This window comes from Acinetobacter sp. RF15B (genome assembly GCF_007558235.1).
Lineage (GTDB): Bacteria > Pseudomonadota > Gammaproteobacteria > Pseudomonadales > Moraxellaceae > Acinetobacter > Acinetobacter lwoffii_C.
The window spans coordinates 147,530-162,202 of record NZ_VLSR01000005.1 but is presented as its reverse complement, the minus strand read 5'-3'; the positions used below and the strand labels follow the sequence as shown (position 1 = coordinate 162,202).

The 14,673-nt window shown below is 43.2% G+C and carries 14 protein-coding genes; 4 read left to right on the top strand and 10 right to left on the bottom strand.

Annotated elements, in window-relative coordinates:
• The first annotated feature begins 57 nt into the window (after window positions 1-57).
• Together E2K74_RS05650 and E2K74_RS05645 are read left to right on the top strand one after the other, a co-directional pair.
• Complete coding sequence (locus tag E2K74_RS05650) at window positions 58-933, top strand: EamA family transporter (protein WP_151206702.1); 876 nt, start codon at window positions 58-60, stop codon at window positions 931-933.
• A 371-nt stretch (window positions 934-1,304) separates the two neighbouring features.
• A complete protein-coding gene (locus E2K74_RS05645; protein WP_151206701.1) occupies window positions 1,305-2,195 on the top strand; it encodes an EamA family transporter in 891 nt (296 codons plus the stop codon).
• 60 nt (window positions 2,196-2,255) lie between these two features.
• Here the strand turns inward: E2K74_RS05645 and E2K74_RS05640 are convergent, their stop codons facing one another.
• The 3 genes from E2K74_RS05640 to truB all read right to left on the bottom strand — a co-directional run bounded on the left by E2K74_RS05640 (window position 2,256) and on the right by truB (window position 4,540).
• Window positions 2,256-2,723 carry a hemerythrin domain-containing protein gene (locus tag E2K74_RS05640; RefSeq protein WP_151205275.1) on the bottom strand — a complete coding sequence of 156 codons (468 nt, stop codon included), beginning with the start codon at window positions 2,721-2,723 and terminating at the stop codon, window positions 2,256-2,258.
• 128 nt (window positions 2,724-2,851) lie between these two features.
• The gene (locus E2K74_RS05635; protein WP_151206700.1) at window positions 2,852-3,619 is read right to left on the bottom strand and encodes a sulfite exporter TauE/SafE family protein; all 768 of its coding nucleotides are present in this window, start codon (window positions 3,617-3,619) and stop codon (window positions 2,852-2,854) included.
• A gap of 15 nt (window positions 3,620-3,634) precedes the next feature.
• Entirely contained in the window at window positions 3,635-4,540 is a 906-nt protein-coding gene (gene truB, locus E2K74_RS05630) for a tRNA pseudouridine(55) synthase TruB (protein WP_151206699.1), read from the bottom strand.
• A 153-nt stretch (window positions 4,541-4,693) separates the two neighbouring features.
• Here truB and E2K74_RS05625 point away from each other — a divergent pair, with 153 nt between their 5' ends.
• Both E2K74_RS05625 and E2K74_RS05620 read left to right on the top strand, forming a co-directional pair.
• Window positions 4,694-5,722, top strand: a complete 1,029-nt coding sequence (locus E2K74_RS05625) for a lipase secretion chaperone (RefSeq protein WP_151206698.1) — start codon at window positions 4,694-4,696, stop codon at window positions 5,720-5,722.
• 505 nt (window positions 5,723-6,227) lie between these two features.
• Window positions 6,228-7,196, top strand: a complete 969-nt coding sequence (locus E2K74_RS05620; RefSeq protein ID WP_151206697.1) for a lipase family alpha/beta hydrolase — start codon at window positions 6,228-6,230, stop codon at window positions 7,194-7,196.
• Between the two features lie 205 nt (window positions 7,197-7,401).
• Here the strand turns inward: E2K74_RS05620 and rplS are convergent, their stop codons facing one another.
• The 7 genes from rplS to E2K74_RS05585 form a co-directional block, all read right to left on the bottom strand.
• Window positions 7,402-7,776, bottom strand: coding sequence for a 50S ribosomal protein L19 (gene rplS / locus E2K74_RS05615; RefSeq protein ID WP_151204600.1), 375 nt, complete (start codon window positions 7,774-7,776; stop codon window positions 7,402-7,404).
• A gap of 190 nt (window positions 7,777-7,966) precedes the next feature.
• Window positions 7,967-8,707, bottom strand: a complete 741-nt coding sequence (gene trmD, locus E2K74_RS05610; protein ID WP_151206696.1) for a tRNA (guanosine(37)-N1)-methyltransferase TrmD — start codon at window positions 8,705-8,707, stop codon at window positions 7,967-7,969.
• 25 nt (window positions 8,708-8,732) lie between these two features.
• A complete protein-coding gene (rimM, locus tag E2K74_RS05605) occupies window positions 8,733-9,281 on the bottom strand; it encodes a ribosome maturation factor RimM (RefSeq protein ID WP_151204604.1) in 549 nt (182 codons plus the stop codon).
• Between the two features lie 21 nt (window positions 9,282-9,302).
• Window positions 9,303-9,560 (bottom strand): 30S ribosomal protein S16, encoded by a 258-nt coding sequence (gene rpsP / locus E2K74_RS05600; RefSeq protein ID WP_004826436.1) that lies wholly within the window; start codon window positions 9,558-9,560, stop codon window positions 9,303-9,305.
• 143 nt (window positions 9,561-9,703) lie between these two features.
• Window positions 9,704-10,192 (bottom strand): type IV pilin protein, encoded by a 489-nt coding sequence (locus E2K74_RS05595; RefSeq protein ID WP_151206695.1) that lies wholly within the window; start codon window positions 10,190-10,192, stop codon window positions 9,704-9,706.
• Complete coding sequence (locus E2K74_RS05590; RefSeq protein ID WP_151206694.1) at window positions 10,186-10,647, bottom strand: type IV pilin protein; 462 nt, start codon at window positions 10,645-10,647, stop codon at window positions 10,186-10,188. Before E2K74_RS05590 ends, E2K74_RS05595 begins: the two co-directional genes overlap by 7 nt.
• Window positions 10,648-10,656: 9 nt before the next feature.
• Window positions 10,657-14,661, bottom strand: a complete 4,005-nt coding sequence (locus E2K74_RS05585; RefSeq protein ID WP_227548008.1) for a pilus assembly protein PilY — start codon at window positions 14,659-14,661, stop codon at window positions 10,657-10,659.
• Window positions 14,662-14,673: the final 12 nt, after the last annotated feature.

Sequence of the window (14,673 nt, the reverse complement as noted above, 5' to 3'; positions counted from 1 at the left end):
ACCTGATCCGGCTAATGCTGCTCCTGCCCTCTTTCCAGCCTTGAAACCAATTGAGTCATGCCCAATTTTAAAATTGCGCCCTTCGTACAAGCACCGCTGATTTTACTGATCGCGATGATCAGCATGCAAAGCAGTGGCTCCTTTGCCAAATATCTGTTCGGTCAATTTCCAATCCTGACCGTTTCAGCCATGCGCCTGCTATTAGGCGCCTTGATTCTGGCACTGATTTTTAAAATCTGGCAGATCAGTTTCAAACAGGTAAAATGGGCGGCTATTCTCAGCTATGGCTTAGCCCTGGCGGGAATGAACATGCTGTTTTATCTGGCCATTGACCGCCTGCCACTCGGTATTGCGGTGTCTTTTGAATTTATTGGCCCCTTAAGTGTGGCGCTGTTTTATGCCCGGCAGAAAGCCGACTTTATCTGGGTCGGTCTGGCAGTGGTAGGGCTGATCTTACTCTTTCCTTTTCATCAGGCCGCCGAGCCACTCGATCCACTGGGAATTATTTTGGCTCTGGGCGCAGGTGCCTGCTGGGCTGTCTATATTGTTGCCGGACAAAAACCGTCGGGGGTGTCGGGCAATCATACCGTCTGCTTGGGCATGTTCGTCGCAATGCTGCTGGTGATGCCGATTGCCCTGTTTGCAGGCATGCCCACACAGGTTTTTGAACCTGGAAATCTTTTATATTTCATTATATTAGCTGTGCTGGCCAGTGTTTTACCTTTTAGCCTGGAAATGATTGCCCTGCGTAATATAACTGCCCTCAGCTTTGGGACTTTAATGAGTCTGGAACCTGCCATTGCTGCCCTGTCCGGTTTTGTATTTCTAGGTGAAAGCTTATTGTGGAACCAGTGGCTGGCCCTTGCCACCATTATCACGGCCTCAATTGGCTGCACCATTACCACACAAAGACGCAAACAGCGTGCTACTTAATTTAGACTTATTTTTTGAAATTATTTATCAGTTATTTTTTAAACTTTTAAAAGTATTGTGCATACTTAAATCAAACTAAAAATCACTCAAGTATAAAAATATAGTTTTATCAAAGATTGATTATAAATACCTTAGACTAAAACCAGCGATGTATTTTTAAATTCAAAACTTAGAACCTGCTATTTGACACTTTGAATTTAAAAATTTTTGACAATGATCTTTTTTGGAAAATTTGAATTCATGTGCTGTCCATCTACTGTATCTGCACATAAAATATTCTTCTACTCTACGCATTACAAACAGCCCGCTTTGCTATAATTTCATTTTCCCCTATTGATTGATTATGCCTTTTTGGCATAAGTAGCACCTGCATGCCAAACACTCAACTCCTTGCGGTGGTGTACATGGTTTTATCCATGACTTCCTACCAGATCAGTGCTTCCTTCGCCAAGCAGCTATTTATGGTGCTTGATCCCATCACTGTGACCATTTTAAGGTTATGTTTCGCGGCAGTTATTGTCTGTGTCATGTTCCGCTCCTGGAACATTATTCGACGCTTACACTTCTTGAAATGGCGGGATCTGCTCTACTATAGCGCAGCTTTGGGCGTGATGAATATTCTGTTTTATTTATCGCTAGGCCGCCTGCCACAAGGTATCGCGGTAGGGCTGGAATTTATCGGTCCGCTGAGCCTGGCACTGATTTCAATTCAGAATCGCAAAGATTATGCCTGGGTCTTGCTGGCAATTTTAGGGATCATCCTGATGGTGCCTTGGGGGCAGGCCCATAGCAGTAATTTCGACCTGATTGGCGCGGCCTGTGCGCTGGGTGCAGGTCTGTGCTGGGCCTTGTATATCTATTTTGGACAACGTGTCGTACAGCAGAATATCGGCATGCATGCGCTAACGATTGCTATTACACTTTCCGCGTTCTGTTTATTACCCATTGGTTTATATAACAATGCTCCAGCCCTGATAGAGACCCAGTACTGGGGAAAAGCCTTGGCGATTGCCCTACTGGCCACTGCTATTCCTTATGCCCTGGATTTAAAAGCCCTGCAATACCTGAACAAAACCACCTATGGTACGCTCTCCAGTCTGTCTCCGGCCTTGGCAGCACTGGCCGGGTTTCTACTGCTAGGTGAAAAAATCACCCTACTTCAAACCGTGGCACTGTTCTGTATTATGCTCGCTTCAGTCGGGGTAACCTTAAGTGAAACGCATAAAAAATATAAAACCCCAAAAATTGACAAGCTGAATTAACTGATTAAAAAGATGGTCATCCAGCCATGTTGTGGTGTGATGTAATTTTAAATGCAAAGATTAGCTTTGGACCAGCGTATCTTTGTTCATGTCTTTATAATGCTGGTATTCCCGCTGATATTGTTCAGCCAAAGCCGTCTTTTGTTGCTCATCCAAAATTTTACCAGCCTGCTGAAAGAAACCGTGTTCTTCCTCTTTTAAATGGTGATGTACCTTTTCAGACAGTTTTTTTGCCAGCGCAATCCACCCAGGATTACTGAGTTCCATCGCCGTCAGTTCTTCGACCATTTCATCCATTTCATGGTGTTCTGCCAGAGCATGACGGGTGATACTCAGACCGGAATCCGTCATCATCAATGGAATATAGAAATAGCGGTCTTCCGCCGTCTCATGGGCAAACAGTTCATTTTTGAGTTGCTTGAACAATTCACGGCGTTCAGGTGAATCCCCGGAAGTCTGTAATAATTTTTCTGCCAGCTCGCGCTGAATCTGGTGGCTTTCTCTTAAAGCTTCAAAAATCGTCTGCATCATGACTCCTGTTTCATTTTTTGTTCTTCATGCTGCTGATTCTAGAGAATTTTTAGGAGTTAATCTGGCATAGTTTGTACAGCTGTTGCTATAAAAAGGTTAATATCGAGAATGGTTTACATCTAGTTTCAAACCCAGAACAGCTGATAGCTCAAACGGCAAATCAGCAAACTAACCAGTATCAGAAACAAAATCCGGATAAAGCCACTGCCATATTTAAAAGCCAGTCTGACCCCCAGTAGCGAGCCGGCAATATTCGCCACCGCCATCATCGCACCGAGCAGAAATAGCACATGGCCACTGGGAATAAAGAAACTTAAAGCCGCCAGGTTGGTGGTGAAGTTGGCGATTTTTGAAAGTGCCGATGCATGCAGAAAATCTACGCTCAGATAACGGATAAAAAAGAAGATAAAAAAACTGCCCGTGCCGGGTCCAAAAATTCCGTCATAAAATCCGATCAGCAAGCTGCCCAGTGCTGCCAGAATCAGCATTTTTTTATTCGGCTTTTGCTCGACATGTAACTGGCCGAACTGCTTTTTTATGAAGGTATACAGTGCAATCACGATCAGCATGAACAAAACAAAAGGCTTGAGAATATCGACCGGAATCAGGGTGACACTGGCTGCGCCCATAAAAGCACTGACCAAGCTGCACAGCGCAATCACGCCCAGCAAGTTCCAAGGCAGTTTGACCTGCCTGAGGTAAGACCAGGCCGCAGAACCGGTTCCAAAAATCGAAGCCAGCTTGTTGGTACCAAATACTGTGGCAGGTTGCAAGTGCGGCAGGCTGCTCATGAGGGCTGGAATCTGGATCAGCCCACCGCCTCCCACCGCTGCATCAATCGCCCCTGCCATAAAGGCAAAGACGACCAGACTGATGACAATCTCAAGCTCCATGTGAATAAAACCGAATTAGAGATTAAGTACGCGTTTTGGCACCAGACGTTTACGCTCGGTAATTTCTGCCAGCCCCAGACACTGATCGCCATGAAAGACCAATACCTGCGGTTCAGCAGGATGATCAATATTACTTTCCATCCCCCGGCTAAAATACTCCGCGCGGCCTTCCGGCACCTGAATGTGCGTAAAGTGCTGGACTGGAGCATAGGCAGCTAAAAGCAGGGCTTCGCGCTCTGCTTCAGTCAGACTTTCCAGATATTCGAGGGTATAGCTAGGGATAAGATCAAAATGTCCAGTTCGGGTACGGTGCAGATAAGTCAGATGACCATACGTTCCCAGCGCTTTGGCAATATCTTCACCGAGTACACGAATATAAGTGCCTTTGGAGCAGGTCACATCCAGCGTGATACTGTTTTCAGTAAAGGACAATAAGGTAATTGCATAAATAGTGATTGGACGAGCTTCACGTTCAATCTCAATGCCTTGGCGAGCCAGCTCATATAACGGTCGGCCTTCTTTTTTGAGAGCCGAATACATCGGTGGCACTTGCTGGATATCCCCAGTGAACTGAGCCAAGACCTCTTCAATACGCGCTTCAGTCAGCTCGGGCACCGCCTGCTCCAGTAGCACTTCACCTTCGACATCACCCGTGGTGGTGCTATGACCTAAAAAGATGGTGGTCTGATAGCGCTTGGTCGAATCCAGCAGATAATGCGAAAACTTGGTCGCCTCTCCCAGACAGATCGGCAATAAACCGGAGGCCAGTGGATCCAGTGCCCCGGTATGGCCTGCCTTTTGCGCACGGTACAGCCAGCGGACTTTTTGCAATGCAGCATTAGAGCTGATGCCCAAAGGTTTATTTAACAGAAATACACCGCTGATATGACGACGCTGAATTTTAGGAGAAGCTACTTTCATGGCACAACATCAGACATTTTTTAAATTGGTGCAATGGTAAAACCCTGCTCGATGATTTACAACTTGTCTATGCTGTTGAAATACATTTATGGCATATTGAGTCTATTTAGACTGGATTCCTCAGGAAAGAAAAACAAAAAAGGTGCATAGGATATGCAGAAATACAAAATCTGGATTATTGTGGCGCTGGTGCTCCTCTGTATGATCACCCTGATTCTGTGGCTAGCTCCCAAAGATAAGGCTGAAGCACATATAGCTACGCCGTCATCTTCCGCCACTGCCCCCCAGCAACAGACAGTATTGCTGGACCAGAACCCGGCCAATGCCATGTTTGCCAGTTCCAGTCAGCAGGATACGGAAATCAACTGTCAAATGCATCTTGATGCCAGTCAGCGCTTAATAGTGAATGAACAGACCCGTAACTGTTTTGAATATTTTATTACCCAGTATGGCGAAAAAACACTGGAACAGATCGATACAGGTTTTCATGGCTACATTTCGCAGAACTATCAACAACCTGCGCTCTCACAAATTCTGGACTTGTGGAAGCGTTATCTGCAATACCGTCGGGCCCTAGGTTCATTAAACCCGCCCTCTGGCCTCAATCAGGAAGACCCGGCTTATTACCGCAGCATCTATACTGCTACCCAGAATTTACGTCAACAGTTTTTCTCGAAGGGTGAAATTGAAGGCCTGTTTGGTACAGAAGATCGCTACCATGAATATACCTTGGAACGGATGGCGGTTCTGGCAGATCAACAGCTGAGTGAAGCAGAAAAAGCCCAGCAACTGAAAAACTTATTCGAGCAACTGCCTCAGGACTGGCAGGAAAACCTGGAACAACTGAACAAGCTAGAAGATTTACGTCAATTAACGGCTGATATTAAAGCACGCGGCGGCTCTGATGAAGAAATCCGGCAGATGCGTCTGAATCTGGTGGGTCCGGCCGCCACCCAGCGTTTGGAAAAACTGGATATAGAACGGGCCAACTGGAAAAACAATGTCAACCACTACCTTCATGCACGGGACAATATCTTAAAAAGTGGCATAAGTGATAATGCCAAACAGCAAGCCATTCAGGAGCTGCGGGTACAGTCCTTTAAAAAGCCAGAAGACCGTTTGCGACTGGCCACCTTTGAACAACTGCATGATCAGGGGGGTAAATTACCTTATCCAGATTGACATGCTCTCCTGATCAAATCACATCAGAGAAGCTGGCTCCTTACTGGATCTATTCATCGGATTGACAAAGATCCTACCTCAATAGAGGTAAACAAGTATGTCAGCCACTGTTCATATGGCGTCGCGTTTTCAAGAGTTTATAAAAGCTATCTCGAATAGTTGGTGCGCCACTATTTTTCAGCTTGCTCTTGTCCTGAAATGATATGGTCTTTAGCCGACAGTCTGAGAAGAATAAGCAAAAGAAAAACAATATCTCCCCATGAGCAGCGCAGCATGGACTGCAAAATTTTAGCGCTGGAACTGACAACCTATTTAATAAAACTTATAAAAAGGGAGTTTATGAAAATGTTGAGGCAGTTTCAGCCCGCATTGGCTGTCACGCTCACCAGTAGCATAGTGCTTGGCTTATCTCTACACACCCAAGCAGTGTGCCAGGGCGACGCGGGTCATTACAAAAGAAAAATATGGCGCGGATTGCCATAAAAACAACAAGCAGGAGTGATTTATGAAATATGGACTATTTATAGCAGGCTTGCTCTTCGGCTCAAGCTCTGTCACGGCACAAACTCCCACACTGGCCAGTCAAGCCACTGTAAAAGTCAGCTCGAACTACGCCAAAACCCGATATCCGATAGTGTTTGCGCATGGTATGGCAGGATTTATTCGTATTGGCACGGATCAGTTTGGGTTGGATTACTGGTATCAGATTCTGCCGGATTTGGCACGTAATGGCGCCAATGTCTGGGCCACGCGTGTATCACCCTTTAACTCATCTGAGGTACGTGGTGAACAGCTTAAACAGCAGGTTGAAGAAATTTTAGCCATTACGGGTGCTGAAAAGGTCAATCTGATTGGTCACTCGCATGGCGGCCCGACGATTCGCTATGTGGCAGGTGTAGCCCCTAACTCCGTTGCCTCCTTAACTACAGTGGGCGCACCCCATAAAGGTTCTCCAGTGGCGGATTTAATTCTAAAAGCGCAAGGCACGGTTATTGAAGAAGCATTGGTCGGTAGCATTAACCTGATGTCTAAAGCAATCACTTGGGCACAGGGCCTAAACCCGAACAGTTTCCCGCATGATTCCATGGCGGCAGGTAACAGTCTTACACTGGCCGGCGCAGCTGAATTTAACCAGAAATATCCTCTCGGGATGCCTACAACAAGCTGTGGAGAAGGCAGCTATAAACAGGGAGGCATTTACCACTATTCTTTTACTGGTGTTGGAACGGTCACCAATATTCTTGATCCGGACTCCGCTTTACAGCTCACCAGCTTATTAATAGATGGAGGACGGGATAATGATGGCCTGGTGGCACGTTGTAGCGCAAAATTCGGTAAAACCATTCGCGATAATTACCACTGGAATCATCTGGACGAGGTTAATATGGTATTGGGTCTTAAAAGTCTTTTTGCCCCTGATCCGGTCAATGTCTATCGCCAGCATGCCAACCGTTTAAAGTTACAGGGACTTTAAGGTCAAAGATGATACTGGAGCGACTGTAGAGAATACTTCAGTTGTTTTAAAAAAACATGATGAGGGGACAACTCTGGTAATATTCAGGATGAGCAAGTGGTGGTTTTCCATTCACCAGCCAATAGATTAAAAGTACAGGCATATAAACTACAGATATAAAAAATGCGCCGATTGGCGCATTTTTAACTCGTGATAAAACTTAAAATTAAGCTTTAACCTTACGAGCTGGTAATTTTTCACGGATACGCGCAGCTTTACCAGACAATTCACGCAGGTAGTAAAGCTTAGCACGACGAACGGCACCACGACGTTTCACTTCAACTTTAGCTACGATTGGAGAATGTGTTTGGAAAACACGTTCAACACCAACACCGCTAGAGATTTTACGAACTGTAAACGCAGAGTTTAAACCACGGTTTTTGATCGCAATTACCACACCTTCAAAAGCCTGAAGACGTTCACGATCGCCCTCTTTTACTTTTACAGAAACAATAACTGTATCACCTGGTGCAAATTCAGGTAGATCTGTTCTTAATTGTGCATTTTCAACTGCTTGAACTAAAGGATGCTTACCGCTCATGGGGTATCTCCGATTAGCGCGGGTCAGAAGGGGTCTGATATCCGCAGGGTATAGAGGCTAAAGCGCATGTTACCCATTAAACTTTTTCTTTATGCTTGACCACTTCAATACATAAAGAGCCGAATAAAATACTTAATTAAATTTAAGTATTTTGCTCAGGTAAAGCCTTAAAGCAGTGCTTTAAGTTTATTTACCCTTGCTCATCTTTGAGCCATTTTTTTTGCTGCTTGCTTAGCTCAACTTGCTCCACCAACTCTGGGCGGCGTTCAAGTGTACGCTGGTAACGCTGCAAAAACCGCCATTTTTCAATATTTGCATGATGCCCGGACTTTAATACCTCAGGCACATCCAAACCTTCAAAATGATCTGGCTTGGTATATTGCGGGCAGTCTAACAGACCGTCCACAAAGGAGTCTTGCACATGAGATTGCTCATCAGACATGGCATTCGGAAGTCTCCGAATAATACTGTCTAATAAAACCATCGCAGGCAGCTCACCGCCCGACAAGACGTAATCCCCGATTGACCATTCCTGATCAACATATTTCTGGATCAAACGCTCATCGACCCCTTCATAACGTCCGCAGAGTACAATCAGACCGTCATACTGAACGAAATCCTGTACTGCTGCTTCGTTTAAGGTTTTACCTTGTGGTGACATATACACCACCGGTACATGAACCGCACCTGCATCATTTGCAAGCTCTTTGGCACGATGAATTGCTTTTGCCAGCGGCTCAGCCATCATCACCATACCCGGACCACCCCCAAATGGACGTTCATCCACCCGTTTGTAGTTGCCCGTCGCAAAATCACGTGGATTAATACAGTGAATCTGCATCAAATCCCGTTTTGCTGCGCGCCCGCTAATCCCGTAGGCTGTAATCGCTTCAAACATTTCAGGAAAAAGCGTAATGACTGCAAAAAACATCGCAGACTCCTCTATTTCCGAAATATTAGTAATCTACGCCCCAATTTACGTAGATACGACCAGCTTCGAGATCAACACGCTGGACCACATCTTTGTGCCATGGAATCATTCGCTCTTCACCATCAACGCTCTCGGCAGTCGCACGAACCACCATAACGTCATTGGCACCTGTCTCAAACAGCTCATGGATTTGACCGAGGTTGACTTCCTGCTCATCATCGTCCAGACCTAACACCGTTAGGCCTTTCAGATCAGACCAGTAATACTCGTCCACGCCTGCTTGTGGCAGCTGCGATTTTGCAATCCAGATATTTGCACCCACCAGGTTATCTGCTGCAGTGCGATCGCTCACACCTTTCAAGCTGACCACCAGGCCTTTACCATGCGGTTTCCAACGTTTTACATCGACAATTTGCCAACCTGCTTTGGTCTCAATATACCAAGGAAGGTAGTCAAATATATTGCTCATAGGTTCTGTATTGGAATAGACCCAGAGCCACCCATTTAATCCATATGCTGAACGTAACTGTCCAATCTGAATACGATCTTCGGGAACATTCTGTGTTGGTGTCATGGGCTACCTGCTACCTTAAAATTAAGCAGCAGCTGCAGCTTTCTTAGCTTGAGCAGCTAGAGAAGCAACACGTTCAGAAGGTTGAGCACCTTGAGAAACCCAGTGAGCAAAACGGTCAGCATCTAAACGAAGTTTTTCTGCTTTACCTTGAGCTGTAGGGTTGAAGAAACCGATACGTTCGATGAAACGACCGTCACGTGCATTACGGCTATCAGTCACAATGATTTGATAGAACGGACGTTTTTTAGCACCACCGCGTGCAAGACGAATAACAACCATGATAGAACCTTATAGTTTTTACGGATTATTCATGTACCGACCACCGGAACACTTCAAACCCCTTTCATAGAGGGCAATATTTTACGCGAAGTTTGCCCTGAATGAAAGATCAAAAGTTGGTTATCCACAATTTTGAATTTAGGTTAGCGTCCGTCCCAATTTGATGTGGCAGATGGAGTACATGCTGTACCAGAATTATCTGTACCTTGGATCCAACAACGCTCACCTTTAAAATTCAAACCAATATGGCCATCACGATATTGTGTTGCAGTCGAAATTGGGGTTGCAATCAAGACCCATCTTTCAGAACCTAAAGGTGTCGTATCTTTTACACTCCCATCTGTATCAATCCATTTTAAAGCTACTGTATAAAGAGGAGTTCCTTGTTCCGGATAGGCTGCTTTAATCCCAAAATCATTAGCAACTGCACCTTTTACCTTAAAATTTGCAATTTTATAACGCTGTATCTGCGAAGCAATCTGCAGCATACTTGCCTGCATCTCCGTTCTTTTTGTTTTACGCACGTATTGTTGATAGGAGGGATAAGCAATTGCAGCCAGAATGCCAATAATAGCAACAACTATCATTAACTCAATCAACGTGAAGCCTGTCTGTGGATTTTTAATCACCATTCTTCACCCCCTGTACCACAACTGCTATAGGTAATATTTGTCTTTGCTTTATTCTTACACTTTAATCCTGTACTGGTTTGCAAAAAAGAGACATTCGTTCCATCTGCATGAATTGCTTTAATTACCCATTGCTGGCCATCAGCCTTGTATTCAGTACCATCTTTATCATCTAGTTTAAAAGCAGTATCGGTTCCATCTTTGATTTCAATAGTATAATTTCTTATAGTTTGTGGCGTTAAATTAAACCCTTGATAACTGAAATTCCGAGATTTCCACTTAGACAATTCACTGGCTAATCTTTGAATTTCTTGTTGCACTTGGGATGCCTCTGCACGCCGAACATAATTCTGATAACTCGGGATAGCAATTGCAGCAAAAATTGCCACAATTACTACCACGACCATAAGTTCTATCAGAGTAAAACCTCGTTCAGCAAATTTATTCATTTTATTCATAAACTCACCTTAACGAAATTTCTGGTACCAGCGTTGAGGAATTAAGCACATTTGTGTTTCTTCGCTTGCACCACCTGCTCCTGTTACTGTAATTGTCATACGCCCACCAGTTGAAATACAGTAATTTGAAGCACTTGTTGGTCGCTCATCACCAGAGCCACCACCGGAACCACCGCCAGAACCACCACCGGAACCACCACCTTTTTTATTGTCATTACCGACAGTAATGGTGTGAATGCCTGCACCAATAACTGAACGTCCCGAACCTGTAGGGTCTGAACTCTTACACTGACCATAAGGCAAGCAGAAAGTGGTCATCAAACTTGCCCCTTTCACACCTGCACCGCAGTCGCCAGACAGACCATCTTTACTTGCATCAAATGTTGAAACAAATAATTTATTATTTAAAGCAACTGGGGTTCCAAAAACCTTTTCTGTCTGCTTGGTATAATCATCACAATCACCATACCCTGTTAGACAGTTGGTAAATTCATAGTACCAACCGTCAGAACTAGCAGGTGCTTTGATTATAGTGTCATTTTTACGATCATCATCGGTAAGTTTAATTAATTCTGAGATTTCAATATCTTTAGTTAACCAAGATGTCGCTCCAAATAAATCTTTGCGGGATACGTCTTTATCATAAATATTATAAATTGCATCGTATTCATAACTACTATCTGCAAATAATGGTTTACTACGGTTACCACTACCCTGAGAAATTAGTGCGAAAATATTGCCATTATTACTATAGAGTGAAAAAGCTGGCATATCATAAAAACGAGGGCTTTTACCTCCACTTGCATGACCATAAAATAGGCGAACTGGAGCTTTTACCACCTTACCAATTGTAGATTGCGTATTATCAAAATCCACACGGAAAATCTGCCCACCGAGATCACCGAAATAAATATGATCTATCAAATCATCGCCATTACGATCTACACTTCGAATTTCACTGACTACACTATATTGCATTTCTGCATGGTGAGTACCAATTACACCATTAGTCGTCGTATTTGCACTCGAGGTAGCATTTGCACTGCCCCACCACAATAAATCCCCTGCTTTGGTTGTGCCTATATCTTCTGCTGCGAACATATATACACCTGCACCAATTTTATTAGTTTGGTTATATGCAGGATTTTCATATCCCATATCATAACCACCACCAACAAACATTACACGTGTACGCTTACCACCCCAATTCACAAAGCCGATTGTTGGTTTGGACCAGCTTTGTCCCATACAACCCAATGGATTAGAGTTACTACAACTGCCTGATGGATCAATGTGAAACTTAAGTTTTGGCTTGTTAATATCTTGAAGATTTAAAGCATAGTAACTTTTCCCCCCCATGCGTAAGCCACCATACACATCCTGTACACCCTTCTGGCCACCCTTACCAGAACCAACAGTCAAATTACCAGAATTATCAACAACATACTCAGTATATGCAGTCCAAGGCCCATCTATACCATAAAACAGATTATTCATCCCACCATTCGTTGCTTCAGGCACATCAAGCGCCTTTCTTTGTTTTTCCAACATCTCATTTGGTATAAATGTAAAGACTTCTTCACCTCCACCAGCTGTACCAGATTCCCCGGCTTTTACCACATGTAACATACCCTGCGTGGTGCCAAACAAAATGTAATCTTCACGATCCTCGGAATCCATTCTCTTATCTGTAGTATTAAAAACCAGCTTACCTTTATTTGTTAACATCACAGGATATGAATGCATAACTGCACCAGTTTGACGAAATTCTGGCTCTAAAATCAAAGCATTCAGATCAGTTGGCGGATTCGCTGCATCAATGTTATATCCTAATGATCGTGTTAGATATCCTCTATACTGGTCATATCTGTATACGTTATCAGTCAAATCAGTTGGCTTAACTTGTCTTAGATCGCCACTGGATACTCCAGAAAATATTGAATCGATACCTGAACCACTGGAATATTTACGATTAGTAAAAACTTTACGTTTTATTGTTCCCGCACTTGGATTATTTAATGGATCTGTTCTTAGAGCCAATTTAGACCAGAATCCACCACGTAAAGCAAATTTTGTACTTCCTGGAGTACTCTCATCCATGTCAGCATTATCTGATGTTATCGACTTAGCCCAATAATCAAAATTATCAAGGATTTTTCCATCATCATCGACTATTTTATTACCATTCTTGTCTTTTAATATCCCATTTTCATCTACTAGATATTTTTTTAAGTTACCTGCCCATAATTGAAATGTTTTATCTGGGGTAGGTTGGAACTGTTGATAATAAGCATCATCTTGTAATACAGCCGGATTTAACGCATCTTTAGGAATAGTTGGTGAGCCAGTAGTTACCGAAGGAATTTCTGTGGTTAAATCATTAATAAAGTGATTGACACTATCCACAACATCTTTCGAACTTGAGCCTGAATACCAGCCTCCACCTCCACGTATTCCCCATTCTGCTGCTCTTTTAGTTGCTGTATTGATAGTGCCTAAGGCAGCTAAATTTTGTTCACGTGTTTTATTGCGGTCAAATGATTGAATATCATTAAAAGCATTACCAAAACCGACAACTGCAGTTTTAATTTGAAGTGTGGTTGGGTTATTGGTTAATAGACGATTACTAAAACTTAAAACACAGTTAGTACCGGTCGCACTCTCAGAACAATTAAAACTAGAATCATTTAATGCATTTTGCATTGCTTTTCGTTCATTGGACTGACCACTTGGCTCGCCATCCGTCAATACATAAATCCCTTGTCCACTACATTGCTTTTCTTCGGGAGTTTGACTCAGAGAGGAAGGCATTTCATATTTAGACCCATCACTTACTTTAGCTGAGCTAATAGAATAGTTAAAACCATTTTGTATACTATCTCTAACAATATTACCCGCATATTTATAACATGTACCACTTCGATCCGTACCATTAGACCCAGATGAATCTTTTAATTTAACTGTACATGAAGAGGTTGTATATTTGCTTAAATCAAGCGGTAAAAAATTAAAATCACGTGCTGCCGTATTTTGATGATCTACAGAAGGCCAATAAGTGCAGTCACCGGTACTATTCCACGTCATACATTGCGTATAATACGTCTTACTGTTAGCTGTATATGTAAAAAATACGTTTTTACCGGCATTAGCAGTATACAAATCGTCATTATTAAAGGTTTTTGTACCCATCATATATGCAGCAGCTTCAGTATAAGCATTTGCTGTAGGCGTTCCTCCACGAGCATATAATTTGGTCGCTACTGCTTCCAACAACCAAGCACGCTGTGTTTTAGTTATCCCGTTTATCGTGACATTCTCATCTAAACGTCGTGCTGGTACCAATATATAGCCATTGTTACCCGTTCCATTAAAAGAATATGCTGATAACCCGATGATTTTATCATCTGTCACAGCAGTAATTCCTTTACTTGTATTACCATGTAACAAATCGAACATAGCATCTTTAATTCGAGTCAAACGGTCATAATAGCGGCGCTGCTCACCTTCGTAACGATAACTATATGTACTATTGCGCGGAGTTTCATCAGTAAAACCATCATGATCCAAAGGCTTTCTATCTAATGTATCTCCCCAAGTACACCCCTCTTTAGTTTCAGCATCATTTTCACATTTTTGCCAACGATTATGGGTACCAGATCCTCCACCATTACGCCATGATCTATATTTATAGGCTCTTGCTGTTACCTGACAATAATAGCGAGTATAAGTCGGTGACCCATTCGTCGAAGTTTCAGTTCCAGATGTCCCCATACTGATATGACTTGGAACATCACAAGCACTCCTATCATTTGTAAGCTGTGGGGCCCCCATACTTCCTGAAATATCAAATAACATCATTAAAGTAATATTACCTGAACGGGCTTGTTGATAAATATCTATATCACTAGCTTGTGCGGTTGTACCTGTAATCATCACAGTAGATAATGCAGCAATACTGGCAGCAAGCAGCTTATGACGATAAGAAGTATGATTTTTATTTTGCATCGTTTTCATCTTTTCTTACTT